The sequence below is a fragment of the Micromonospora tarapacensis genome, assembly GCF_019697375.1.
In the GTDB taxonomy this organism is placed as follows: domain Bacteria; phylum Actinomycetota; class Actinomycetes; order Mycobacteriales; family Micromonosporaceae; genus Micromonospora; species Micromonospora tarapacensis.
The window spans coordinates 5,150,972-5,173,897 of record NZ_JAHCDI010000004.1; the positions used below are offsets into that span (position 1 = coordinate 5,150,972).

The 22,926-nt window shown below is 72.8% G+C and carries 23 protein-coding genes and 2 pseudogenes; 14 read left to right on the forward strand and 11 right to left on the reverse strand.

What is annotated here, in order from left to right; all coding sequences use genetic code 11:
- Positions 1-19: 19 nt before the first annotated feature.
- The 3 genes from KIF24_RS29700 to KIF24_RS29710 form a co-directional block, all read right to left on the reverse strand.
- Entirely contained in the window at positions 20-394 is a 375-nt protein-coding gene (locus KIF24_RS29700) for a type II toxin-antitoxin system VapC family toxin (protein WP_221086842.1), read from the reverse strand.
- A complete protein-coding gene (locus tag KIF24_RS29705) occupies positions 391-645 on the reverse strand; it encodes a type II toxin-antitoxin system Phd/YefM family antitoxin (protein WP_221086843.1) in 255 nt (84 codons plus the stop codon). The genes KIF24_RS29700 and KIF24_RS29705 overlap by 4 nt, the downstream gene beginning before the upstream one ends.
- 73 nt (positions 646-718) lie before the next feature.
- Positions 719-1,732 (reverse strand): SDR family NAD(P)-dependent oxidoreductase, encoded by a 1,014-nt coding sequence (locus KIF24_RS29710; RefSeq protein ID WP_221086844.1) that lies wholly within the window; start codon positions 1,730-1,732, stop codon positions 719-721.
- Between the two features lie 101 nt (positions 1,733-1,833).
- On the opposite strand from KIF24_RS29710, the gene KIF24_RS29715 reads away from it, so the two are divergent.
- Both KIF24_RS29715 and KIF24_RS29720 read left to right on the forward strand, forming a co-directional pair.
- On the forward strand, positions 1,834-2,697 hold the full coding sequence (locus tag KIF24_RS29715; protein ID WP_331461327.1) for a helix-turn-helix transcriptional regulator: 864 nt from the start codon (positions 1,834-1,836) through the stop codon (positions 2,695-2,697).
- 98 nt (positions 2,698-2,795) lie between these two features.
- The gene (locus KIF24_RS29720; protein ID WP_221087619.1) at positions 2,796-3,776 is read left to right on the forward strand and encodes an L-threonylcarbamoyladenylate synthase; all 981 of its coding nucleotides are present in this window, start codon (positions 2,796-2,798) and stop codon (positions 3,774-3,776) included.
- A gap of 92 nt (positions 3,777-3,868) precedes the next feature.
- On the opposite strand, the pseudogene KIF24_RS29725 reads toward KIF24_RS29720, so the two are convergent.
- Positions 3,869-8,294 (reverse strand): annotated as a pseudogene (locus tag KIF24_RS29725) (HAD-IC family P-type ATPase).
- Between the two features lie 94 nt (positions 8,295-8,388).
- Here KIF24_RS29725 and KIF24_RS29730 point away from each other — a divergent pair.
- The 5 genes from KIF24_RS29730 (at position 8,389) to KIF24_RS29750 (ending at position 11,272) form a co-directional block, all read left to right on the forward strand.
- Positions 8,389-8,706: a hypothetical protein gene (locus KIF24_RS29730; RefSeq protein ID WP_221086845.1), complete on the forward strand. Its 318-nt coding sequence runs from the start codon at positions 8,389-8,391 to the stop codon at positions 8,704-8,706.
- 212 nt (positions 8,707-8,918) lie between these two features.
- On the forward strand, positions 8,919-9,551 hold the full coding sequence (locus KIF24_RS29735) for a GAP family protein (RefSeq protein WP_221086846.1): 633 nt from the start codon (positions 8,919-8,921) through the stop codon (positions 9,549-9,551).
- Between the two features lie 69 nt (positions 9,552-9,620).
- Positions 9,621-10,400, forward strand: coding sequence for an SDR family oxidoreductase (locus tag KIF24_RS29740; RefSeq protein WP_221086847.1), 780 nt, complete (start codon positions 9,621-9,623; stop codon positions 10,398-10,400).
- Positions 10,401-10,437: 37 nt separating this feature from the next.
- A complete protein-coding gene (locus KIF24_RS29745; RefSeq protein ID WP_221086848.1) occupies positions 10,438-10,635 on the forward strand; it encodes a hypothetical protein in 198 nt (65 codons plus the stop codon).
- Between the two features lie 88 nt (positions 10,636-10,723).
- Positions 10,724-11,272, forward strand: coding sequence for a YbaK/EbsC family protein (locus KIF24_RS29750; RefSeq protein WP_221086849.1), 549 nt, complete (start codon positions 10,724-10,726; stop codon positions 11,270-11,272).
- Between the two features lie 60 nt (positions 11,273-11,332).
- On the opposite strand, the gene KIF24_RS29755 is transcribed toward KIF24_RS29750, so the two are convergent.
- From KIF24_RS29755 to KIF24_RS29770, 4 genes are read right to left on the reverse strand one after another with little or no spacing between them, the layout of a single operon-like run.
- Positions 11,333-11,968, reverse strand: coding sequence for a DsbA family oxidoreductase (locus tag KIF24_RS29755; protein WP_221087620.1), 636 nt, complete (start codon positions 11,966-11,968; stop codon positions 11,333-11,335).
- Between the two features lie 20 nt (positions 11,969-11,988).
- The gene (locus tag KIF24_RS29760; RefSeq protein WP_221086850.1) at positions 11,989-12,417 is read right to left on the reverse strand and encodes a SufE family protein; all 429 of its coding nucleotides are present in this window, start codon (positions 12,415-12,417) and stop codon (positions 11,989-11,991) included.
- Positions 12,418-12,442: 25 nt separating this feature from the next.
- Positions 12,443-12,868 (reverse strand): CBS domain-containing protein, encoded by a 426-nt coding sequence (locus KIF24_RS29765; RefSeq protein ID WP_221086851.1) that lies wholly within the window; start codon positions 12,866-12,868, stop codon positions 12,443-12,445.
- A 56-nt stretch (positions 12,869-12,924) separates the two neighbouring features.
- Complete coding sequence (locus KIF24_RS29770; protein WP_221086852.1) at positions 12,925-14,685, reverse strand: proline--tRNA ligase; 1,761 nt, start codon at positions 14,683-14,685, stop codon at positions 12,925-12,927.
- Between the two features lie 129 nt (positions 14,686-14,814).
- On the opposite strand from KIF24_RS29770, the gene KIF24_RS29775 reads away from it, so the two are divergent.
- Positions 14,815-15,582: an HAD family hydrolase gene (locus KIF24_RS29775; protein WP_221086853.1), complete on the forward strand. Its 768-nt coding sequence runs from the start codon at positions 14,815-14,817 to the stop codon at positions 15,580-15,582.
- A gap of 119 nt (positions 15,583-15,701) precedes the next feature.
- Positions 15,702-15,965 (forward strand): alpha/beta fold hydrolase, encoded by a 264-nt coding sequence (locus KIF24_RS29780; protein ID WP_230415975.1) that lies wholly within the window; start codon positions 15,702-15,704, stop codon positions 15,963-15,965.
- A gap of 87 nt (positions 15,966-16,052) precedes the next feature.
- On the opposite strand, the gene KIF24_RS29785 is transcribed toward KIF24_RS29780, so the two are convergent.
- Positions 16,053-16,706 carry a formylglycine-generating enzyme family protein gene (locus KIF24_RS29785; protein WP_221087621.1) on the reverse strand — a complete coding sequence of 218 codons (654 nt, stop codon included), beginning with the start codon at positions 16,704-16,706 and terminating at the stop codon, positions 16,053-16,055.
- A gap of 151 nt (positions 16,707-16,857) precedes the next feature.
- On the opposite strand from KIF24_RS29785, the gene KIF24_RS29790 reads away from it, so the two are divergent.
- Positions 16,858-17,685, forward strand: a complete 828-nt coding sequence (locus tag KIF24_RS29790) for an SGNH/GDSL hydrolase family protein (RefSeq protein WP_221086854.1) — start codon at positions 16,858-16,860, stop codon at positions 17,683-17,685.
- Positions 17,686-17,733: 48 nt separating this feature from the next.
- Here KIF24_RS29790 and KIF24_RS29795 read toward each other — a convergent pair whose 3' ends face one another.
- Entirely contained in the window at positions 17,734-18,990 is a 1,257-nt protein-coding gene (locus KIF24_RS29795; RefSeq protein WP_221086855.1) for a WD40/YVTN/BNR-like repeat-containing protein, read from the reverse strand.
- Positions 18,983-19,497 (reverse strand): annotated as a pseudogene (locus KIF24_RS29800) (SigE family RNA polymerase sigma factor). Before KIF24_RS29800 ends, KIF24_RS29795 begins: the two are co-directional and overlap by 8 nt.
- Before the next feature lie 107 nt (positions 19,498-19,604).
- Between KIF24_RS29800 and KIF24_RS29805 the strand changes: the two are divergent.
- The 4 genes from KIF24_RS29805 to KIF24_RS29820 all read left to right on the forward strand — a co-directional run bounded on the left by KIF24_RS29805 (position 19,605) and on the right by KIF24_RS29820 (position 22,846).
- Positions 19,605-20,495, forward strand: coding sequence for a sulfurtransferase (locus KIF24_RS29805; protein ID WP_221086856.1), 891 nt, complete (start codon positions 19,605-19,607; stop codon positions 20,493-20,495).
- A gap of 63 nt (positions 20,496-20,558) precedes the next feature.
- On the forward strand, positions 20,559-20,756 hold the full coding sequence (locus tag KIF24_RS29810; RefSeq protein WP_221086857.1) for a hypothetical protein: 198 nt from the start codon (positions 20,559-20,561) through the stop codon (positions 20,754-20,756).
- A 42-nt stretch (positions 20,757-20,798) separates the two neighbouring features.
- Complete coding sequence (locus KIF24_RS29815; RefSeq protein WP_221086858.1) at positions 20,799-21,425, forward strand: TetR/AcrR family transcriptional regulator; 627 nt, start codon at positions 20,799-20,801, stop codon at positions 21,423-21,425.
- Between the two features lie 83 nt (positions 21,426-21,508).
- Positions 21,509-22,846, forward strand: a complete 1,338-nt coding sequence (locus KIF24_RS29820) for an acetyl-CoA carboxylase biotin carboxylase subunit (protein WP_221086859.1) — start codon at positions 21,509-21,511, stop codon at positions 22,844-22,846.
- Positions 22,847-22,926 lie beyond the last annotated feature (80 nt).

Genomic DNA, 22,926 nt, shown 5'->3' on the forward strand with positions numbered 1-22,926 from the left:
GACGGAGGGCGTGGTCCGATTACACCTTGAGGATCTTCACGTCATACAGCGCTATCGACACGTCGCGGGAGGCCAGCGTCAGATTCTCGGTGATCGCCTGCGCCACCAGCATGCGGTCGAACGGATCGCGGTGATGTGATGGGAGGCGGCCGGCGGCGATGGCGTGGGCGTGGGTCACCGGGAGCTCACGAAAGCCCATGTCCCTCACTCGCTCGGCAAGGTCGGTGGGGCCTGCGAGCTTCCCCGCGCGCTGCTTGATGGTGATCTCCCACAGACTGATCGGGGAGAGGAAGATGTCCGGCTCGTGGCGTAGCCGGTCGAGGAACTCTGCGCCGAGGGTCGCGTCGCCCGTGATGGCCCACAGCGCGGTGTGTGTATCCAGCAGCAGGGTCATGCGCCGATGCCGAAGTCGGCGGCGATCTCGGCGTTGGTCTGGGGTGAGTCCCAGTCACCTGAAAGATCCAGCTGCCCGGCGAGGGAGCCGACTGCGGTGCGGTTGGCCCGTCGCAGCAGCGGCACGACTTTCGCCACCGGGGTGCCCGCCCGGTCGATGATGATCTCCTCTCCGCGCTCCACGCGTTCGATGATGCGCGACAGGTGGGTCTTGGCATCATGCATGTTGTAGTGCACGGCTTCAGCCGACATGACTCGACCTCCTCGGTTAGCTAACAGCTTAGCCCGCTTGGCCCGATGTCGTCACGGGTCCGTCGACGCGCCGTCAACGGAGATCCGTCGTGAGTTCCAGGCTGGTCCGCCACAGCTCGTCGGCGCGGGTGAGGTCGTACGACTCCGCCGAGGAGGGGATGGGCTCGCGTCCGTCGAAGTACTGACCCGTCGTCCCGGCGAGGTCCGGGTCGATCGCGAGTCGGGCGAGGGCGGCGCCGGACTCGGCGGCGCTGTGCACGTTGGGTGTGACCATCCGGCGCAGCAGCCAGGTCGCGTGGGGCAGGACATGCCGGGCGAGGAACCGGATCGGGGCGGGAGCGGAGCGCTGTAGCCCCGTGCCTGGGACGAGGCCGGGGTTGAACGTGTTGGCGGTGACACCGGCGGGCAGCCGGGCCGCGAGTGCGTACGTGAAGTAGATGTTGGCCAGCTTCGAGGTGCTGTAGCGACGCTGACCCGCGATGAGCGCGTTGTCGCCCGCGCCGAGGGGTCCGAGCTGGCCCCGGGCCAGCTCACGGGTGCCGTTCCAGGCGGGAGCCGGCACGCCCGTCTTCTTCGCCGGGTCGTGCGTGTCGCTGGCCACGACGATGACGCGGGCGGGCGTCCGTAGCGTCGGCAGCAGCTCGTGGACCAGCAGGAAGTGCGCGAGGTGGTTGACCCCGAACGTGGACTCGAACCCGTCCGCCGTGGTGGTCAGTGCGGTTCCGGCCTGCACTCCCGCGTTGCAGACGAGTGCGTGCAGCGCGGGAAGCCTGCCGGAGTCCAGCCGCGCGGTCAGCTCGGCGGCGGACGCCTTGACCGATGCCAGCGAGGCGAGGTCCACCAGCATGGCCTCGATCGTGTGCCCGGGGGCCGCCGCGGCGGCCAGTCGAGCGACGGCGGCCTGCGCACGACCGGGGTGCCGGTTCGCGACGACGACGTGCCAGGGCCCGCCGTCCGAGCGGAGGATCGCCTCGGCGGCGGCGAAGCCGATGCCGCTCGTCCCTCCCGTGATGACGATCGTCCGGATCTGGTCCGAGGACTCGTTGTCCGAGGGCCCGTTGGAGGTGCGCGCGTGGTGTTCCGTCATGGCCCCATGCTCGGCGACCGGCGAAGCGGCAACCAGACCCGGACTGTCCTGGTACAGCCTGTCCCTGGCTCGGCCGCGACGCCCGCGGGAGACTGGATGACGTGATCGACCGCGCCGGGCTCGCCGACTTCATACGCCGCCGCCGCGAGCAGTTGCGGCCCTCCGACGTCGGCCTTCCCGAGGGCACGCGACGCCGCGCCGCCGGTCTGCGCCGCGAGGAGCTGGCGATGCTCGCCGGCATCTCCAGCGACTACTACGCCCGCCTGGAGCAGGCGCGCGGCGCGAACCCGTCCGAACCCGTCGTGGCCTGCCTCGCTCGCGCCCTGCGCCTCGGCACCGACGAGCGCGACCATCTTCTCCGGCTGGCCGGGCACACCCCGCCCGCCCGGCGCGCCGGGCGGCATGTCCGGCCCGGGCTGATCCAGCTGCTCGACCGGCTCACCGACATCCCGGCACTCATCAGCACCGACCTCGGCGACATTCTCCTGCAGAACCCACTGGCCGACGTCGCGCTGGGGCGCCGACCCCTCGCGACCGCACACCGGGACGACCACGCCGGCAACCTCGTGTGGGCGTGGTTCACGGACCCGCCCACCCGCACCCGGTTCCCCGAGGAGGACTGGGAAAGGCACTCGATCGCCCATGTCGGCGACCTGCGCGCGACCCTCTCCCGTCGCGGCGGTGACGACGACGTCGTGCGGTTGGTGCGTGACCTGTCGGAGAGCAGCGACGAGTTCCGCGCGATGTGGGCGCGTCACGACGTCGGGGTGCGCCGCTTCGACCGCAAGCGCATCCTGCACCCCGAGGTCGGGGTGCTCGACCTGAACTGCGAGATCCTGCTAACCCTCGAGGAGGATCTCAAGGTCCTCGCGTTCTTCCCCGTGGAGGGCACCGACGCGCGCGAGAAGCTCGACCTGTTGCAGGTCATCGGCACCCAGAACCTCGGTCGCCCACTCCTGCCGTGATCAGGCCCACGCACCCCTGCCGGCGAGGGCGGGGCGTGACCGGGGGCAACCGGTCGCAGGCTAGCGTCGTGGTGGTGAGCATCGGATCGCCCCGCGTCCTGCCCGCCGACGGTGACCTCGCCGAGGCGGCGTCCGTCCTGCGTAGCGGCGGGTTGGTGGCGTTTCCCACCGAGACCGTCTACGGCTTGGGCGCGAACGCGTTGGATGCGCGGGCGGCGGCCCGGATCTTCGAGGCGAAGGCGCGGCCGGGCTTCGATCCGCTGATCACCCACCTGGCCGACGTCGCAGACCTGGTGCCACTGGTCGGGCCGGTACCGCCGGCGGTGGCGGCGCTGGCCGCCCGGTTCTGGCCGGGGCCGCTGACGCTGATCGTGGACCGACCGGCCGCGATTCCGCCGATCGTCACCTCCGGGCTGGCCACCATGGCGGTCCGGGTGCCGGAGCATGAGCATGCCCGCCGGCTGATCGCCGCCGCCGGGGTGCCGGTTGCCGCACCGAGCGCCAACCGGTTCGGCCAGCTCAGCCCCACCCGCGCCGAGCACGTGGTGCGCGGGCTGGGCGCCGCGGTGGACGTGGTCCTCGACGGCGGGCCGAGTCGGTGCGGGATCGAGTCGACGATCGTGGACGCCCGGGGTGCACGTCCGGTGGTGCTGCGGCTCGGTGCGCTGCCGGTCGAGGAACTGGCAAAGGTCACCGGCCCGGTGACGGTGCGCCCGGGCAGCTCGGGGCAGCCGGTGGCGCCGGGCACGCTGGCCGCGCACTACGCTCCGCGGACGCCGTTGCGGCTGCTGGCGGCAGGCGGACCGGCGGTGGGTGGTGCGAAGGCCATGCCGGCGGGCCTCCGGCGTGGCTATCTGGCGTTCCGGGACCGGCCGGCGGGCGGTTGGGCGGCGGTGGAACTGCTTTCCGCCGCCGGCGACCTGACCGAGGCGGCGGCGCGGCTCTTCGACGCGCTGCACCGGCTGGACGCGGCCGGGGTGGCCGAGATCGTCGCCGAGCCGGTGCCGGAGACGGGCCTCGGCCGGGCCGTCAACGACCGGCTCCGCCGAGCCGCCGCCACCTGGCACCCCGCCGGTTGACGGCAGCCGGGCCGGCCTGCCGCCGGCGTTCCCGCTCCTGCCTCGATCAGCGGCCGGCCCGGCCGCGACGGTTGTCTCCCGAGTCGGGTCGGTCAGGGCGCCTGTTCCGGCCGGTCGGCCGGCCCCACCGGGCTGCCCTGCGCCTGGTCGAGCTGCGGTAGTCGGGTGACCAGCCGGGTGAGGGCGCCGTTGGCGAGGGTGGCGCCGAGCGCGGAGCCGGTGGCGATGGTCCAGCCCACCGGCCCCAGGGGGGTGCAGCCGAAGAACTGGCTCACCCCGGGGGTCTGCACCACCACCGCCAGCACGCCGAACGACGCGGCGGTCGAGGCGAGCACCGTCGGGCTGGTGCCGCCCGCCAGCACGGTCTGGCCGAGCTGGGTGCCGACCAGGGAGACCAGGGCGACGGTGCCGGCCCGCTGGCGGCGGCCGGTGTAGCGGGCCAGGGTCCAGCCGGCGGTGGCGCCGAGCGTGGTGGCGGCGGCGCGCAACCCGATCTCCTTGGTCATGGTCTCGCCGAGCGAGCTGTCGGGCCCCTCGCGGAGCAGCCCGTCGGCGTGGTCGTCGCCGGGTGGCCGCACCGCGATGGCCAACGCGGGCGCCATGTCGGTGAGCAGGTTGACCAGCAGCAACTGGCGTCCGTTGAGCGCGGCCTGGCCGGTGGCGGCGGCGGTCAACACGCTGAACGCGATCTCGCCGAGGTTGCCGCCGACCAGGATGCTCAGCGCGTGGCGTACCGAGGACCACATCGCCCGCCCTTCGACCAGCGTGGCGATGATGGTCTCCAGCCGGTCGTCGGTGACCACCAGATCGGCGGCGGCCCGGGCCGCCGGGGTGCCCCGTTGACCGAGGGCGATGCCGACGTCGGCCAGCCGGATCGCGGGTGCGTCGTTGGCGCCGTCACCGGTCATCGCGACGGTACGCCCGCACTTCTGCAACGCCTGGATGATGCGGACCTTGTGCGCCGGGGTGCAGCGTGCCACCACGTCGGTGGCGGCCAGCCGCTCGGCGAGCGCGTCGTCGTCGAGTTGCTCGATCTCGATGGCGGTGACCACCCGCTGCGTGTCGTGGTCGCTGATGGTGGCGGCGATCGCCTCGGCGGTCGCCGGGTGGTCACCGGTGATCATGATGGTGTGCACGCCGGCCTGGCGGATCCGGCGCACGGCCGGCGCGGCACTGGCGCGTACCCCGTCGGCGAGGGCCAGGAAGCCGGTGAAGACCAGCCCGCGTACGCCGTCGTCGGTGATGGTCGGGTTCGCGACGGTGCACTCCGCCACGGCGAGGATCCGGTGCCCCGCCCCGGCCCGCTCGCCGAGCAGCGCCTCCAGTTCGGCGCGGCCGGCATCGTCGAGCGGCTCGTCGCGGCCGGAGGTGCGGCGGGCGGCGCAGCGAGGCAGCACGGTCTCGGGCGCACCCTTCAGGCTGAGCAGCAACCGGCCCTGGGTCTCGCCCACCGTGGCGTGGTAGCCGCGGGACGGCTCGAACGGCAGACCACCGGCGGCTCGCCAGCCCGGTGCACCGCACTGCTCCTCCACCCCGGCGGCACCGGCGCCACGCAGTACCGCCCGGTCCGTCTGCATCGACAGTTCCTCCGGGTCGTCGGCGGCCGGGGTGGCGCGCAACGCGACGGCGAGCGTCCGCCGCAGCCGGTCGTCGAGCTGCTCGACGGTGGCGTACCCGTCGGCGTCGCCCACCCCGGCGAGCAGCAGGTGTCCCTCGGTGAGGGTGCCGGTCTTGTCGAAGCAGAGGACGTCGACCCGGCCCAGCGCCTCGATGGTGCGCGGGTTGCGGACCAGCGCACCGTGCTCGGCGAGCCGCCGGGCCGCGGCCAGTTGGGCGGCGCTGACCAGGAACGGCAGGCCCTCGGGCACCGAGGCCACCGCCAGGTTCGCGGCGGTCGCGGCGGTCTGGGCCAGGGGTACGCCCCGCAGCAGCCCGGCACCGGCGACCGCGACCGCCGACCCGGCGGCCAGCGGGATGGCGGCCCGGGTCAGCCGGCCCAGCCGAGCCTCGACCCCACTGGTGGGTGGTGCCTGCCGGGCCAGGGCCAGGCTGCGTCCGGCCTCGGTGTCGGCGCCGGTGGCCACGACCACGGCGACGCCGCGCCCGGCGGCGATCGTGGTGCCCTCGTAGACCATCGAGGAGCGTTCGGCCAACGCCGCAGCCACCACCGGTTGGTCGGACTTGCCGACCGGCAGCGACTCGCCGGTCAGGGAGGACTCGTCGGCCTCCAGCCCGACGGATTCCAGCACCCGGCAGTCGGCGGGTACGGCGTCGCCGGATTCGAGCACGATCACGTCACCGGGGACGAGGTCGTCGGCGGGCACCACCCGGTCGGCACCGTCCCGGCGGACCCGGGCGGTCACCGCCGAGCGGGACAGCAGCGCGGCCAGCGACTTCTCGGTGTTGCGCTGGTGCACCGCGCCGACCAGCGCGGACCCGCCGACCACGCCGCCCACCAGGGCGGCGTCGACCAGCGAGCCGAAACTGGCGGAGAGCACCGCCCCGGCGGCGAGCACCGGGGTGAGCGGGTTGGCAAGTTCGTCGACGAAGGCGCGGAGCAGCCCGCCCGGGCCGGACGCCTCGCCCGGTCCGGTGGCCTGCCGCTGCTCGGCCTCGATGTCGGTCAACCCGTCGCGTCGCGTGTGGAACTGGTCGAGGACGGTGGGCGCCGGCATCAGGTGCCAGGCGGTGATCGCGGGTGCGGGTGGCGCGGTCCGTTCGGAGAGTCGACCGGCCCGCCAGACGCCGTGCGCGAAGGCCAGCGCCGCCGCGCCGTTGACCGAGGCGAGGGTGCGACCGGGCAGCAGGGCGGGGTCGGCGGTGAAGGCGCCGAGCGCACCGAGGCCGGTGCCGGCCAGCCCGATGCGCAGATTCTGTGCGGTCATCCGCCGGGCCACCCCGGCCGCTTCGATGATCAGCGCCACGACCCGCAGGTCCGTGCCGACCAACAGGTGCGCTCCCCACGGCGGCAGCTCGTCCGGGCCGGCGAGACCCAACCCGCAGTCTGCCGCGGCGAGTGCGGCCCGGTCGCCGGAGACGAGCATCACCACCGCGCCCTCGCGCTGCAATGTGCGTACCGACTCGGCCAGCTGGTCATTGCCCGGCACCAGCGCGTCGACGGGCGGATGTCGCTGGGCGTCACCGCCGGCCACGACGAGCCGCAGGCCGGCCTGCCGGGCGACGGCCGGCAGCGCTTCGACGCCCGGTGCCGGCTCCGGCTCGACCCGCAGCACGGCGGTGAGGGTGTCGCCCCGGGCGAGGCCGAGCAGGTTGCTGCCGTGTTCGCGCAGCCGCCGGCTGTCGTCGGTGTCGCCGGGGTCGCGCACGTCGAGTTCGTCGAGTGGGCCGAGCCGCCAACCGTCGAGCTGGCGTACGTCGGTCGGTGCGGCGGGTTCGAAGAGATTGAACGCCCGCGTCGCCACCTGGGACGTGTCGGCGCCGGGCAGTGGGGCCAGGTCGGCCAGCACCCCTCGGTCGGAGCCGAGCATCCGGGCGTCGAGGACCAGGGTGTCGATCCGGTCGAGTTGCCGCAGCACGCTGCGGTCCATCGCGATGACGCCGCGGTTGGCGAGGATCCGGCCGAGTTGGGCCGCGTACCCCTCGCGCCCGCTGCCCGGCGCCTTGGGCAGCGCGGACAGACCCAGGGCGGCGGCCCGCTTCGCGCCGACCACCGGCGTCGCCGCGGCGAAGGCCGCCGCACCGCTGCCCAGCATCCGGTTGATGTATCGCTCGACGGGGCCGTCCGGCTTCGGGCAGGGGCGTTCGTAGGCCGCCGTACGCGCCACGGCGCGGTCCGGTTGCCCGGTGAGCTGAGGTTCGGCCTTCTCCCAGGCGCGCAACTGGGCCAGCCCTTCGCCCCACTGCACGACCCGCTGCGCGCCGTCGAGCAGTATTCCCGTCCAGCCGCCGGTGAGGCCCTGCACCACCGCCTCGGCCAGCGGGAACAGCACCTCGGCCCGCGGGTCGCGGCGCAGGCCCAGGCCGGCGAGGGCGTGCAGCTTCGGGTGCAGGTCGAAGGCGGTGAGCAGGCCGGAGACCTCGCCGGGGACCGGTGTGACGGGCAGGATCCGGGTGGCCGCGGAGATGGTCAGGCCGAGCGCGTCGGAGGCGAGGGCGCCGAGGGTGCGCGGGGTGCGGGGGCCTCCTCGGGGGATGGGGCGGTGGGATCTCCGGGTCCGGTTCGTGCGGGCAGGTGCGTTCGACACGGGCGATGGTGGCGACGAGTTCGCGGACCTTCGGCCCCGGGGGGTCGACCGCGACGACGACCCGTCCGGAGGGGGCGTTGACCCGAGCCCAGAGCACCCCGGGCATCCGCTCCAGCGCCGCCTCCACCTGCCGGGCCAGGACGTCGCCGCCGTCCTGGCACACGCCGTGCACCTCGATGTGGTGCCGCCCCGGACGGGACCACACGCGGCGGCTGGTCAGCCCGACCGCTCGGGCCAGTCGGGTGGCGACCGCGCCGACGCTGCGGGAGGCCTCGCCCACCACCGGAGGTATGGGGACGGTGCCACGCCGCATCTCGCCTCCTACCGTTCGTGCCAGACGGCCTGGCTTCCCGGCCGGACGTCCCTTATGCCCGCCCGGCCAGGGAAGTTTCCTGCTCACGCGGGGCATGGACGGCGCCGGCGGTGGAATCCGGGTCGGGTGCCATCGGCACGGGGGAGGCGAGATGAGTGCGCTGACACGACAGCTCAGCGGGACACACGAGACGCTGCGGGCGTTCACCCGTCGGGTGGACGTCCCCTGGCTCGGCGAGGTGGCCGTGCCGCCGCCGGACAAGCTCGCCTACTACGCGGGCATCGGGGTGCTCACCGCGCTTCAGGTCATCGAATGGCCGTTGGCGCTGGTGATCACGGCCGGGCATCTGCTGGCCGACCAGCACCTGTCCGGCCTTGCGAAGGGGGTCGGCCAGGCGCTGGAGACCGCTTGAGGGTAGGCCGCCAGGTCACGCTTGACCTGAAGCCGGGTTGAGGTTCGAGGCTCGACCCATGGGAGCGCCGAACTGTTGCACATCGGGGGTCAGCAGCGTGGCGCTGCCGCGGTGGCGGCACCCGTCTGAGGCGGTCGGCCGGCGTCGGACAACCGGGTCGATGTGTCGAAACGGCGGCGTCCGTCCCGGGTGGCCGGGAGGATGGGCGGGCGATGAACTTCCTGACGCTGCTGCCGCTGGCCGTGGTGATGATCGCCGGGACCCAGCTGGTGGCGGCGGTCTTCTTCGCCTCGTCCGACCGGCCACGGCCCGCCTCGCTGGGCTACCTGGCGGGCGCGGCGATCGTGGTCGGCGGCGGTACGACGCTGGCCTGGCTGGCGGCCCGCCTCTTCAAGATCAATTTTGGCGACGGCGGTCGGGGTGCCATCGAACGGGGGATCGACTGGCTCGTCCTGGTGCTGCTGGCCGTGCTGGCGGTGGTCGTGTTCCGGCGCCGGCGCTCCGGACCACCCGGCTGGATGGGCCGGCTCCAGCACGCCGGCCCGGCGTACGCGCTGAAGGTCGGTCTGCTGCTCTTCCTGGCCATGCCGGCCGACGACCTGACCATGGTCACCGTCGGAGCCAGTGCCGCTCGGCACGACCTGCCCTGGTGGCACCTGCTGCCGTTCGTGCTGCTCACCCTGGCCCTGCTCGCCCTTCCGCTGCTCGCCCTGCTGCTGCTCGGGCACCGCGCCGCCGGGGTGCTGCCCCGGATCCGGGACTGGGCGAACAGCCACTCGTGGCTGGTCAGCGAGGCGGTCATCGCATTCTTCGTGGTGATTACGATCTTCGACCTGGTGCGGTGAGTCGGGTCACAGCTGTCACGCCACGGCCCGCCCGACCCGTCGACGGGGCAGCCGACGAGGGAGGTCAAGATGCGCGTACTGGTCACCGGAGCAGGGGGCACGCTGGGCGGGGCGGTGCTGCCCCGGGCGCTTGCCGAGGGATTCGAGGTGCGGGCCAGCAGCCGCCGGCCGCGTACCGGATCGGGGGTGCGGTGGGTGGTGGCGGACCTGGCCACCGGCGAGGGCGTCGCGGCGGCGGTGTCCGGGGTGGACGCGGTGCTGCATCTGGCGTCTTCGCCCACCCGACGGACCCACCAGGTCGACGTGCTCGGCACCCGGCGGCTGGTCGGCGCGGCGGCGACCGCCGGGGTGCGGCACCTGGTGTACGTGTCGATCGTGGGCGTCGATCGGGTGCCCTACCCGTACTACCGCCACAAGCTGGCGGCCGAGAAGGTGGTGGCCGCGGGCGAGGTGCCGTGGACGGTGTTGCGGGCCACCCAGTTCCCCCAGTTTCTCGACCGGTTGTTGCGTGCCTCCAGCCGGCTCGGGCCGGTGATCGGCGACCGGGGAGTGGTGGCGCAGCCGGTGGACCGGGGCGAGGTGGCGGAGAAGCTGGTCGAGCTGCTCCGTGCCGGAGCTCAGGGCGGCATCGTGGAGTACGGCGGGCCCGAGGTGCTGCGCTTCGACGACGCGGTGCGCAGCTGGCGGCAGGCTCGCCGATCCCGCCGGCCGCTGCTGCCGATCCGGTTCCCCGGTCGGGTCGGCCGGGAACTGCGCTCCGGCGGCCTGGTCACCGATGCCCGGCCGACTGGCCGACGGACGTGGGCCGACTACCTGACCGACACGTACGGGCGAACGGCCGCAAGATGACACTCGCTCCCGTTCACGTTCGCCCTACCGTCGGTTCATGCTCACCATCGTCGTCACCGTCATCCTGTACGTCTGCGGTTTCGTCTTCCTCTACGGGGTGATCCGGCTCGCCGTCCGGCACGCGCTGGAGGACATCGAGATGCGGCGCGTGCAGGCCGAGCGGGCGGAGGAGATGGCGGTCTCCCGGGACCGGGCCATGCTGGAGCGGCACGGTTTCCTGACCAACGGAACCTGACCTCGGCTCGACGCGGCGGTTCGGCTCCGCGGCTCGACCAACCGTGGCGAGACCCGCGGGCCGCCCGGATGCGACGATCGCATGCGTGATGGGAACGTTGAAGACCGAGCCGGCCCGCCTCCGTACCGACCTGCTGGCCCCGCCGGTCGCCGCCGCGCTCGCCCGGTGGCCCGCCGACGCTCCGGTGGACGTCGACGCGGTGCTCGTCGCGCCGATCGACCCCGACCTCGCCGACACCGCGGCGTTCTGCGCCGCGTACGAGGTCGGGCTGGACGAGTCGGCCAACTGCGTGGTGGTCGCCGGCAAGCGGGAAGGGGTGATCCGGTACGCGGCCTGCCTGGTGCTCGCCACCACCCGGGCCGACGTGAACGGGGTGGCCCGGCGGGCGCTGGACGTGCGCAAGGCGAGCTTCGCCCCGATGACCGACGCAGTCGAGTTGACCGGCATGGAGTACGGCGGGATCACCCCGATCGGGCTGCCGCCGCAGTGGCCGATCCTGGTCGACGCCCGAGTGGTGGCCACGCCGTACGTGGTGATCGGGTCGGGCGTGCGGCACAGCAAGATCGCGCTGCCGGGCGCGGCGCTCGCCGTGTTGCCCGGCGCGCAGGTGGTGGAGAACCTGGCCAGGTCGGCCTGACCGTCGACAGATATCGATGCTGTTGCACGTGAAACATCAACGGCGTCGATGGCGGCGGGCTCAGTCGGTGGCGGACTCACGCTGCTCGACCTCGGCGAGGGCGGCGAGCAGCGTGGCCGGCTCCTGGGCTCCGGTGACCGCGTACTTCCCGGCGAGCACGAAGGTGGGCACGCTCGTCACTCCGAGTTGCCGGGCGGCGGCCAGCTCGGACCTCAGCTCGGTCACGCCCTCGTCCGAGTCGAGGAAGCGCCGGGCGTCGTCGCCGTCGAGCCCGACCCCGGCGGCTACCCCGGCGAGCGCCGCGCGGGAGGAGATGTCGACGCCGTCGGTGAAGTGGGCCCGGTGCAGGGCCTCGACCATCTCGCCACCACGACCCCGCTGCTCGGCCCAGTCGATCAGCCGGTGCGCGTCGAAGGTGTTGGCCGCGATCGCCCGCTCGTGGTCGAGTGTCAGACCGACGCTCGCGCCGACCTCGGCGACCTGGGCGGCCATCTGCCGGGCCCGCTCCGGACCACCGAACTTCTCGGCCAGCGCGTCGAGCGTCGGGCGCGGCGACGGCACCGGCGACGGGTCGAGCTGGAAGGGGCGGTGGCGGACGGTCACCTCGCCGTCGTACGACGCGAGGGCCTGTTCAAGCCGGCGTCGGCCGATCCAGCACCAGGGGCAGACCACGTCGGCGTAGATGTCGATCTCCATGATCGGAGACAACCCGCTGGTCACCCGATCTGTTCCCGGACCTGCCGCTTCAGTCGGCCGAGGATGGCGGTGCCGCCGCGAATCCGCAGCGGGCTGATCGCCTGGGCCAGGCCCATCCGTTGGTACAGATCGTCCGGCACGGCGAGGATCTGTTCGGGGCTGGCACCGGCCAGTCCTTCGGCGAGGATGCCGGCGAAGGCCCGGGTGGTGGGTGCCTCCGGCGGGCAGTCGAACAGGGTGTTCACGGTGCCCTGCGGGGTCACCTCGGCGCGCAGGAAGAACGGCGTCTGGCACTCGACGACCTGCTCCATGCCCTGGTGGCCGGCGAAGCCGGCCGGCAGCGGCGGCACGGCGTCGGAGAATTCCAGCAGCATCTCCAGCACCACGTCCCGCGGCGCGGCGGCGAACTCGTCGACGATCTCGGCCAGCTTGCTCGGCATCTCGGGCATTACGCCAGGCTACCGGCGTCGCTTCCTACCCCGTCGTCGACTGCTCGCTGATCTCGCTGAGCGCGGAGGTGGGGTCGAGCTGCATCGCCAGGTCGCCGAGGGAGACGATGCCGACCAACTTGCGCTCGCTGTCACAGACCAGGATCCGCCGGATGCCTCGCTCACGCATCAGCGAAGCGGCCTCCGCGGCGGTGCAGAACTGCTCGATCATCACGACCTCCCGAGTGATGATCGAGCCGATGGTGGTGGCGTTCGTGGTGGCGTTCTCGGCCACCGCGCGCACCACGATGTCCCGGTCGGTCAGGATGCCGGCCAGATTGGCGCCGTCGGTGACGACCACGTCGCCGATGTCGGCCTCCTTCATCACCCTGGCCGCCTCGTCGAGGGTGGTCTCCGCAGGTAGGTAGATCACCTGCCTGGTCATCACGTCAGCGACCCGGTAACCGGTCATCGCAGCCTCCAGAGAACGTCCAACCGATCGAGATGCCGTACCCCGTCGTGTGACGGCTACACCACGTTCCCGCGTACCCCGTCCAGCAGCCGCTCCGCCAGGTCCTCCACCGGAAGGTCGGTGTGCTCGCCGGTGGCCCGATCGCGCAGCTCGACGTACCCGTCGACCAGGCGGCGGCCGACCACGACGGCGCGCGGGATGCCGATCAGCTCGGCGTCGGTGAACTTCACCCCGGCGGAGACACCGGCGCGGTCGTCGACCAGCACCCGCAGGCCGGCGGCGGACAGCCGGGCACCGAGGTCGAGCGCCGCCTCCACCTGCGGGCCCTTGCCGGCGGCCACCAGGTGTACGTCAGCCGGGGCGACCGACTCCGGCCAGACCAGTCCCCGCTCGTCGTGGTGCTGCTCGGCGATCGCCGCCACCGCCCGCGAGACCCCGATGCCGTAGCAGCCCATGGTCGGACGGACCGGTTTGCCCTGCGGGCCGAGCACGTCGACGGCGAAGGCGTCGGTGTAGCGGCGGCCGAGCTGGAAGATGTGCCCGATCTCGATGCCCCGGCGCATGGTCAGCCGGCCGGTGGCACAGGTCGGGCAGGGGTCGCCGGGGCGCACCTCGGCGGCCTCGACCGTGCCGTCGGGGTCGAAGTCCCGGCCGCACACCACGTTTGTGGCGTGCCGGCCCGGCTCGTTCGCGCCGGTCAGCCAGGCGGTACCCGGCGCGACCCGGGGGTCGACCAGGTAGCGCACGCCGAGCTTGGCGAAGACCTGCGGCCCGAGGTAGCCACGGACCAGCTCGGGGTGCTCGTCCCAGGCGTCGAAGACGTCCACGGCGGCCGGCGCCAGCGCGGCGGCGAGCCGCTTCAGGTCCACCTCCCGATCGCCGGGCACCCCGACCACCAGCGGCTCGGCCGTCTCGGCACCCGGCCGGCGGACGGTCAGCACCACGTTCTTCAGGGTGTCGGCGGCCGTCCAGTCGTCCCGGCCGGCGAGCCGGCGATCGTTGGCCAGCGCGACCAGGCTGGCGATGGTCGGCGTCTCGGGGGTGTCGTGCACCTCGGTCGCCGGTCGGGCCTGCGGATCGCCGGCCGACGGGGCGGGCGTGGTGACCGCCTCGGTGTTGGCCGCGTAGTCACAGTCGGTGCACCCCACGTAGGCGTCCTCACCGACCGGCGTGGTGGCCAGGAACTCCTCCGACGCCGAGCCGCCCATCGCCCCCGACACGGCGTGCACCACGGTGTAGTCCAGGCCCAACCGGTCGAAGATCCGCCGGTAGCCGTCCCGGTGCCGCTCGTACGCCGCCCGCAGGCCCGCCTCGTCCAGGTCGAACGAGTAGGCGTCCTTCATCAGGAACTCGCGCCCGCGCAGCAGTCCGGCACGAGGGCGGGTCTCGTCGCGGAACTTGGTCTGGATCTGGAACAACGTGACCGGAAAGTCGCGGTACGAGGTGAACAGGTCCTTCACCAGCAGCGCGGCCAACTCCTCGTGGGTGGGCGCGAGCAGATGCTCGGCGCCCCGCCGGTCGGCCAGGGTGAAGATGTCGTCGCCGTACTCGGTCCATCGGCCGCTGGTGCGGTACGGCTCGGCCGGCAGCAGCGCCGGGAAGTGCACCTCCTGGTCGCCGATCGCGGTCAGCTCGGCCCGGACGATCTCGCTGATCCGGTCCAGCACCAGTTTGCCCAGCGGCAGCCAGGTGTAGCCGCCCGGTGCGGCCCGGCGGATGTAGCCGGCGCGCAGCAGCAGCCGGTGGCTCGGCACCTCGGCGTCGGCCGGGTCCTCGCGCAGGGTCCGGATCAGCGATGTCGACATGCGCAGCAGCATTGCCGCAGCGTACGACCGACGACTGTCGGTAGGCGATCCCATTAGGCCGGTGTCCGGGTTACTGAATCTTGGTACGAAAGTGCCCTCGGGTGGGCGCTTTTGTACCAAGATCTACGCGAGGATGGGCGCATGATGCGGGCGGCTGGTGGGTTGTTGCTGGATTTCGGAGGGGTGTTGGCGGATGCGCCGGCCGGTGGGGCGGCGGCTCCGGAGATGGTGCGGCGGGTCGCCGAGGTGGTCGGTGGGGACGTCTCCGAGGAGCGGATCACGGCCGACCTGATCGAGGGCGCGCGGGCGTACTCGCTGTGGCGGGACGAGATCAGCGCCTCGGCGGAGCCGATCGAGCTGCCGCACAACCGGGTGTGGGCCGACTTCGTCACCCAGGGCTGGCCCGAGGCGGCGCGGGCCGCCGTCGAGCGGGAGGCCACTCCCCTGGCGTACGCCTGGACGTGGCGCATCGAGTGGGAGGTGCGACCCGGCATCCCCGAGGCCCTCCGGGCTGCCGCCGACGCGGGAGTGCCGATGGCCATCGTGAGCAACACTCTCTGCGGTGCCGCCCATCGTGACTTTCTCGCCGCCGTCGGGCTCTCCGGGTTCTTCGAGGTCGAGTTCTACAGCGACGAGACGGGGCTGCGTAAACCCAATCCGCGCTTCGCGCAGCTGGCCGCCGACGCGATCGGCGTACCGATCGGCAAGTGCTGGTTCGTCGGTGACAGCCTGCACCGGGACATCGCCTGTGCGCGGCGGGCCGGCACCGGGGCGGCCGTGCTGATGCGCTCGCCCCGCACCGACCGGGAACCGGAGCGCCCCGAGGTGTCGCCGGATGCCCGGATCGAGGACGGGCACGGGCTGCTCGACCTGCTCCGCCGCAGCCAGGTGGCGGATCGGGCAGGCTGACGGCGCATCCTAACCACCCGGCGACCGGCCAACTCGTCCTTGGGTGAACCGCTGCCGGTGCCCATCGCGGAGCCCTACGTTCCGGGGGAACCACCCCGCCGAGCGCAGGGAGCAGTCCGTTGTTCGATGACGTGCGGCAGATCGACGCCGGTCTCCTCGACGTCGGATACGTCGACGCCGGTCCGCCGGACGGTCCGGTCGTGCTTCTGCTGCACGGCTGGCCGTACGACATCCACAGCTTCGCCGCCGCGACACCGCTGCTGACGGCGGCCGGTCACCGGGTGCTGGTCCCGTACGCCCGAGGTCACGGCAGCACCCGGCTCCGCTCCGCCGACCCACGACCTGTTCCGGCTGGACCCGGAGGGCGGCCCGACCCCGCGTGAGCTGTTCCAGCGGTTCGTGGCGTGGGGCCCGTACCGTCGCCCGGCTGTCGCCCTGCCGCCCGCCTGCACCGGCCGCTGCCGCGCCACCTAGGTACGGCCGGAGCGGGCCACCCGGAAACCCACGTCGTCGACGGTGAACGTCGGATGGCTGCGGCGGCGTACCGACGCCCGGCAGCTCCAGTGCTCGTCGAACCAGCCGCCGCCGCGCAGCACCCGGTAGCTGCCGTAGACCTCCGCGTCGTAGACGTCCCAGCACCAGTCCCACACGTTGCCCAACATGTCGTACAGTCCCCAGGCGTTGGGCTGCCGTCCGCCCACCTCGTGCGGGCGTCCGCCGGAGTTGTCGCGGTACCAGGCGATCTCGTCCAGCGGCCCGTAGCGCGGCCCGGTGGTGCCGGCCCGGCAGGCGTACTCCCATTCGGCCTCGGTGGGCAGCCGGTACCCGTCGGCGGAGTCGACCCACCCGACGTCCTCGCCGTTCTCAGAGTCCAGGCGGTAGGCGGGCCGTAGCCCTTCCCGCTGCGAGCGGGCGTTGCAGTAGCGGATCGCGTCCCACCAGGAGACGCTCTCGACAGGCAGTCGGTCGCCGCGCGCCGCGCTGGGTCGCGCGCCGGTGATCAGCGCATACTCCGCCTGGGTCACCGCAAAGGCGGCGATCTGGTACGCCTCGACCTCCACCGACCACCGACGCTGCGTACGCCGATCCGACAGCGTCACCCGTCCCGCCGGAATTGAGATCATCACCCTGGCAGTGTGGATGACCTCTGACACGTTCCCGCCTGCGGGGCAGACCGGTGAGCGGGCGCGGTGCCAGACTTCCCGGTGTTAAGAAGGGGCCCCGCTACTACCGCAGGCGTCAATAAGGGGCCCTTCCTTACTCCGAAGGAGTTGCATGCGCTGGCGCAGTTTCGTCGCGGTCGGGGACAGCTTCACCGAGGGCCTGGACGACGCCTATCCGGACGGCAGTTTCCGGGGCTGGGCAGATCTGGTCGCCACCAGGTTGGCCGCCGAGGTCGGTCCCGACTTCGCGTACGCCAACCTGGCCATCCGGGGACGGACCTTCCCCAGCGTGGTGGCCGAGCAGGTGCCGGCCGCGTTGGCCATGAAGCCCGACCTGATCAGCTTCGCGGCCGGCGGCAATGACGTGCTGCGCCGCAGCTTCGACCCGGAGACCCTGGTCGGCCGCTACGACAAGGTGATCGGCCGGCTGCGGGCGGGCGGCGCCGACGTGGTGTTGTTCCGGTTCGCCGACCTGATGTCGCGGCTGCCCGGTCAGCGGCTGATCGCGCCCCGGGTCACTCTGCTCAACCGTGCCGTCGGGGAGACCGCCGAGCGCCACGGCGCGATCATGGTCGACCTGTACGCCGACGACACATATCTCAACCCGATGCTGTGGAGCACCGACCGGTTGCACCTCTCGCCGGCCGGGCACCGCCGCGTCGCCGGCCAGGTGCTCACCGCGCTCGGCGTCGGCTGCGACGAGGAGTGGCTGCTCGTCCCGCCGCGCCCGGAACCCACCCCCTGGCTGTCGGCGCGCACCGCCGACCTCCGCTGGGCCGGCAAACACCTGGCCCCCTGGATCAAGCGCCGCCTGACCGGCCGCTCCTCCGGCGACACCCTGACCGCCAAGCGCCCCACCCTCTCCCCACCCTCCACCCCTCACCCCCACTCGGTTGATCATGAGGTTAGCGGCAGTTCTGGAGATCAAGAACGCCGCTAACCTCATGATCAACACGTCGGTCAGGGGCGGGGTGGGGTGGTGGTGGGGTCAGTGGAGGAGGCGGGTCCAGGTGCGGGTTTGAGCGGTGCCGGGGGCGAGGATCGTGGTGTTCAGCGTGGTGATGACGATTGTGTCGTCGGGGAGCACCTGCACCGAGGGCGCATCCTCACCACTGCCGAAGCGCTCGCGGGGCTCGGGGGCGTCGATGTAACGGTCGCCCGTCCAGTAGCCGACGTTGCCGTACGCGGTGGTCATGGCAAGGAGTCCACCGTTGATCGCGGCCACCGAGTTCGTGTCGGGCGGTAGCCCGACCCGCTCCCGCCACGAGTCGCCCACCAACTGCCAGACGCGCTTACTCGTCGACGCGTTGTACTCCGCGTCGCTCATGCCGACCAGCCAGCGGTGTTGGCCGTCGGGGGAGACCAGCAGGCGCGCGGCGCCCCGCACGACCGGCAGCTCCTGCCAGGTGGCTGCCGAGTCGCTGCTGACCACCACGCTCAACTCGTCGCCTTCCCGGACGGTCACCCAGAGCCGGCCGTCGCCGCCCTCGATGAGCTGCCGGGCGGCGTCCCCATCCATGACCAGCGGGGGTTGGGCCGGAATGGCCGCCGGGCCGATCCGGGCGAGCCGGTAGCGGGAGCACGGGAGGTCGTGCACGCCGTTGCCGTCCGGGCACCGCAGCAGGTAGCCGCTGCGGGTGGCCACGCCCAACTGGGTGGCCTCCGGTGGAGACGTCAGCGGGTGCTCGGTGAAGGTGGCGCCACCGTCGGTGGTGACCAGGTATCCCTCGCCCGCCCACACGGTCAGTGTCCGGCCGTCGACCGGCAGCAGGTGAGCCGGTCCGCTCAGCAGCGGGCGGTTAACTGCCTCCGGCAGTGGCGTGCGCTGCCAAGTCTCGCCCCCGTCGGTGGTCCGGGCGAGGTCACGCCGGCAGTCGGTCCGGCCGAGGTCGTCGGTCGGACCGCAGGTGTCGAAGAGGGCCCATCCGTGCCGGGCGTCGACGAACCGCAGCGTGTCCAGCCTGCCGGCTACCCCCACCGGGTTCACCTTCCGCTCGATCGGCCGCCCGTCGGGCGTGGGGGAGGGGGTGGGAGTGGGCGGATCACCATCCCCGTCCCGGCCGGCGACGGCATATGCTCCCGGGCCGGCGAGCAGCAGCGCGACCAGGCCGGCGAGCAGGGCACGGCGACGGCGCCGTCGATCGTGCACCCGGCGTCGGGCGGCCTCCGCCCCCGGCGGGCGGAAGGTGGGCGCGGCGGTCGCCTCGAACTCGGCGAACAGCTTGTCCAGGTGGATCTCACGCACGGCCGGCCTCCTGCCGCTCGGTGAGGTGACGCGCCAGTGCGGCCCGGCCCCGCGACAGCCAGGACTTCACGGTCCCCTCCGGTGCGCCGAGCTGGTCGGCGATCTCGGCGACGGTGAGCTGGGCCAGGTGGTGCAGGACGACGGCCTGCCGCTGGGCGGTCGGCAGCGTGGCGAGCGCCGCCAGCAGCACCACCCGGTCGGGGTCGGGCCGGGCACGTGCGCCTCCCGCTGCCGGGCAAGGTGGCGGACGGCGGTACGGGCCCGACGCAGCCGGCTGGTGGCCAGGTTCCAGGCGACCCGGCGGACGAAGGCCGACGGGTCGTCGTACCCGCTGATCCGATCCCAGCGTTCCAGCGTCCGGCAGAACGCCTCCTGGGTGAGGTCCTGCGCCTCGGCGTGGTCACCGAGGTACGCGTAGAGCTGCACCGCCACGCGGTGGAAGTGCGCCTGGTAGAACTCGCTGAAGTCCACCGGCGGTGGGGCGGCCCCTGGTGGCCGTGCGGTCATGGCAGTCCTCGGTGTCGGCGGGTCTCGCCACTGTCACGTGCCACGGGCCGCATCCGCTGCACCCGAATCTCGATGAACGGCCACGGATCGCGCGTACCTTGGGCATCATGTCTGTGCCGAACGATCCCGATGCCCGACTCCAGTCGTACGCGGACCCGCAGCGGCTGGTCACCACCGACTGGCTGGCCGAACACCTGGGCGACAGTGGACTGGTGGTCGTCGAGTCCGATGAGGACGTGTTGCTCTATGACAGTGGTCACATCCCCGGTGCCGTCAAGGTCGACTGGCATCTGGAGCTGAACGACCAGGTGACCCGGGACTACCTGGACGCCGAACGGTTCGCCGAACTCTGTGCCGCCAAGGGCATCGGCCGCGATGACACGGTCGTCTTCTACGGCGACAACTTCAACTGGTGGGCGGCGTACGCCCTCTGGGTCTTCACCCTCTTCGGCCACCGGGACGTGCGGCTGCTCGACGGCGGCCGGCAGAAGTGGATCGCCGAGGGGCGGGAGTTGACCCGCGACAGGCCGGCCCGGCCTCGGGCGGAGTACCCGGTGCCGCAGCGTGACGACGCGCCGGTGCGGGCGTTCCGCGAGGAGGTGTCGGCGCACATCGCCGCCGGCCGGCCGCTGGTCGACGTGCGTTCGCCGGGCGAGTACACCGGCGAGATGCTGCACATGCCGGACTACCCGCAGGAGGGCGCGCTGCGCGGCGGGCACATCCCGGGCGCGGTCAGCAAGCCGTGGAAGTCCGCCGCCAACGACGACGGCACGTTCAGGTCGGCCGAGGAGTTGCGCGCGATCTACGCCGACCAGCTCGGGCTGAGCCCGGACGACGACGTGATCGCGTACTGCCGGATCGGCGAGCGGTCCAGCCACACCTGGTTCGTGCTGCGGCACCTGCTGGGCTATCCGCAGGTGCGCAACTACGACGGCTCCTGGACCGAGTGGGGCAACCTGGTCCGCGCCCCCGTCGTCCAGGGCCCCGACCCGAAGTAGCCGATCACCCGGGGACGGGGGCGCGGAGGTAGCGCTGGATGGTGGGGGCCAGCCGCTCACCAGGTGGCCGGCTTCGCCGACCGGCTCACCCTGCTGGCCACCGCGCCACCCGCCGCCCGCCCGGCCCGGGACGCGCTGCTGCGCCTGGTCTCGGTGCTGCCACCGGTGCGGCAGCGGATCGCCCTGCGGCTGTCCGGCCTCAACCAGCGCCGGCCGGTCGCCCCCGACGACGGTGTTCCCGGCAGTCGGACCGGCGGGTAACCAGGGCGACACGCCGTGGCCGGCCGGGTCTAGGCTTGCCCGGTGACGCTGGAGCAGCAGGCCCGTGGCGCGAGCAGCGGGACCACGGGGGCGGGACGGCGCCGTTCCCGCAAGGACGAGATCCTGGAGATCGCGGTGGGGCTGTTCGCCTCCCGCGGCTACCACGGCGTGTCGATGGACGACATCGGCGCCGCCGCCGGGGTGACCGGCCCGGCGCTCTACCACCACTTCGCCGGCAAGGAGGCGATGCTGGTCGCCGCGCTGGTGCCGGTCAGCGAGGGGCTGCTGGAGGGTGGCCGGCAGCGGTCCGCCGCCCACCCGGGCGACCCGCGTGCCGTGCTGGAGTCGCTGATCGACTTCCACGTCGAGTTCGCGCTGGCCAACCCGGCCGTCATCGCCCTGCACCTGCACGAGCTGGACCGGCTCCCGGAGGAGCCCCGGCGGCGGATCCGCCGGCTCCAGCGGATGTACGTCGAGGAATGGGTCACCGTGCTGACCGTCCTGCACCCCGGGCTGCCCGACGGTGAGGCGCGGGTGCTGGCGCACGCCGCGTTCGGCCTGATGAACTCCACCCCGTTCCTCGGTGGCGAGGTCGACCGTCGACGCCGGGCCGAGCTGCTGCGCGCCGCCACCCTGGCCGCGCTGCTCGCCCCCACCGAGCCCGCCTGACGGCCAGGGGTCCCTTCCTCCCGCACCGGGCGGCGTGGTTCGCTAGCTCGCGTTCCCACCATCTGGACGCTCGGAGGAGAGCCATGATCGACTCGCTGCTGGTCGCCAATCGCGGCGAGATCGCCCGCCGGATCATCCGTACCGCGCGGCGGTTGGGCGTGCGCGCGATCGCGGTGCACTCGGAGGCCGACGCGGATCTGCCGTTCGTGGTCGAGGCCGACGAAGCCGTGTGCGTCGGCCCGGCCAACCCGGCGCAGAGCTACCGCAACACCGAGGCGATCCTCGCCGCGGCCAGGTCGACCGGCGCGCAGGCCATCCACCCCGGCTACGGCTTCCTGTCGGAGAACGCCGACTTCGCCCGTACCGTCGAGGCCGCCGGCCTGATCTGGGTCGGACCCGGCGCGGACGCGATCACCGCCATGGGTGACAAGATCAACGCGCGGAACCTGATGGCCGCGGCCGGCGTGCCGGTGGCGCCCGGCACCACCGAGCCGGCGGCGGACCTGGCGGCGGCGGTCGCCGCGGCGGCCGAGATCGGCTACCCGGTGATGGTGAAGGCCGCCGCCGGTGGTGGCGGCATGGGCATGGGCGTGGCCGTCGACGAGGTGGCGCTGCGCACCGAGTACGACAAGGTGCGCGCCTTCGCCGAGCGGATGTTCGGTGACGGCTCGGTGCTGATCGAGCGGTACTTCCCCCGGGTGCGGCACGTCGAGGTGCAGATCCTCGGCCTGGCCGACGGCCGGGTGCTGGCCCTCGGTGAGCGGGAGTGCTCGGTGCAGCGGCGCAACCAGAAGCTGGCGGAGGAGTCGCCGTCCCCCGCGGTCTCGCCGGACCTGCGGTCGCGCCTGCTGGCCGCCGCGGTACGCGCCGGTGAGGCGGTGCACTACCGCAACGCGGGCACCGTCGAGTGCCTCCTCGATCCGGCCACGGGCGAGTTCTTCTTCCTGGAGATGAACACCCGGCTCCAGGTGGAGCACCCGGTGACCGAGCTGGTCTACGGCCTCGACCTGGTCGAAGAGCAGCTTCGGGTGGCCGCCGGCCTGGCGCCGACCTTCGACCCGGACACGCTGGCCCCGCGCGGCCACGCCATCGAGCTGCGGGTCAACGCCGAAGACCCGAAGCGGTTCCTGCCCGGGCCGGGCACGATCACGACCTGGGTCGAGCCGACCGGCGAGGGCGTACGCGTCGACTCCGGCTACGTCGAGGGCAACACCGTCACCCCGTTCTACGACAGCCTGCTGGCCAAGCTCATCGTCAGCGCGCCGACCCGCGCCGAGGCCATCAGCCGCGCGAAGGCGGCGGTGGCCCGGTTCGAGCTGACCGGCCCCAAGAACAACCTGCCCTTCTTCGCCGAGCTGCTGGAGAACGAGGAGTTCACCTCCGGCGACTACGACACCGCCATCGTCTCCCGGATGCGCTGACTCCGTCTCCCCCGCTTGCGAGTGACATGCTGGTGGAGTAGACGACAGCGACGTGTCACAGCGAGGTGACGTGATGGCGG

Bases quoted from the DNA above. Each gene is read 5' to 3' on its own strand.
- KIF24_RS29700 (WP_221086842.1), bottom strand. From the start codon at position 394: ATGACCCTGCTGCTGGATACACACACCGCGCTGTGGGCCATCACGGGC.
- KIF24_RS29705 (WP_221086843.1), bottom strand. From the start codon at position 645: ATGTCGGCTGAAGCCGTGCACTACAACATGCATGATGCCAAGACCCAC.
- KIF24_RS29710 (WP_221086844.1), bottom strand. From the start codon at position 1,732: ATGACGGAACACCACGCGCGCACCTCCAACGGGCCCTCGGACAACGAG.
- KIF24_RS29730 (WP_221086845.1), top strand. From the start codon at position 8,389: ATGGACGGCGCCGGCGGTGGAATCCGGGTCGGGTGCCATCGGCACGGG.
- KIF24_RS29735 (WP_221086846.1), top strand. From the start codon at position 8,919: ATGAACTTCCTGACGCTGCTGCCGCTGGCCGTGGTGATGATCGCCGGG.
- KIF24_RS29740 (WP_221086847.1), top strand. From the start codon at position 9,621: ATGCGCGTACTGGTCACCGGAGCAGGGGGCACGCTGGGCGGGGCGGTG.
- KIF24_RS29745 (WP_221086848.1), top strand. From the start codon at position 10,438: ATGCTCACCATCGTCGTCACCGTCATCCTGTACGTCTGCGGTTTCGTC.
- KIF24_RS29750 (WP_221086849.1), top strand. From the start codon at position 10,724: ATGGGAACGTTGAAGACCGAGCCGGCCCGCCTCCGTACCGACCTGCTG.
- KIF24_RS29755 (WP_221087620.1), bottom strand. From the start codon at position 11,968: ATGGAGATCGACATCTACGCCGACGTGGTCTGCCCCTGGTGCTGGATC.
- KIF24_RS29760 (WP_221086850.1), bottom strand. From the start codon at position 12,417: ATGCCCGAGATGCCGAGCAAGCTGGCCGAGATCGTCGACGAGTTCGCC.
- KIF24_RS29765 (WP_221086851.1), bottom strand. From the start codon at position 12,868: ATGACCGGTTACCGGGTCGCTGACGTGATGACCAGGCAGGTGATCTAC.
- KIF24_RS29770 (WP_221086852.1), bottom strand. From the start codon at position 14,685: ATGCTGCTGCGCATGTCGACATCGCTGATCCGGACCCTGCGCGAGGAC.
- KIF24_RS29775 (WP_221086853.1), top strand. From the start codon at position 14,815: ATGATGCGGGCGGCTGGTGGGTTGTTGCTGGATTTCGGAGGGGTGTTG.
- KIF24_RS29785 (WP_221087621.1), bottom strand. From the start codon at position 16,706: ATGATCTCAATTCCGGCGGGACGGGTGACGCTGTCGGATCGGCGTACG.
- KIF24_RS29790 (WP_221086854.1), top strand. From the start codon at position 16,858: ATGCGCTGGCGCAGTTTCGTCGCGGTCGGGGACAGCTTCACCGAGGGC.
- KIF24_RS29805 (WP_221086856.1), top strand. From the start codon at position 19,605: ATGTCTGTGCCGAACGATCCCGATGCCCGACTCCAGTCGTACGCGGAC.
- KIF24_RS29820 (WP_221086859.1), top strand. From the start codon at position 21,509: ATGATCGACTCGCTGCTGGTCGCCAATCGCGGCGAGATCGCCCGCCGG.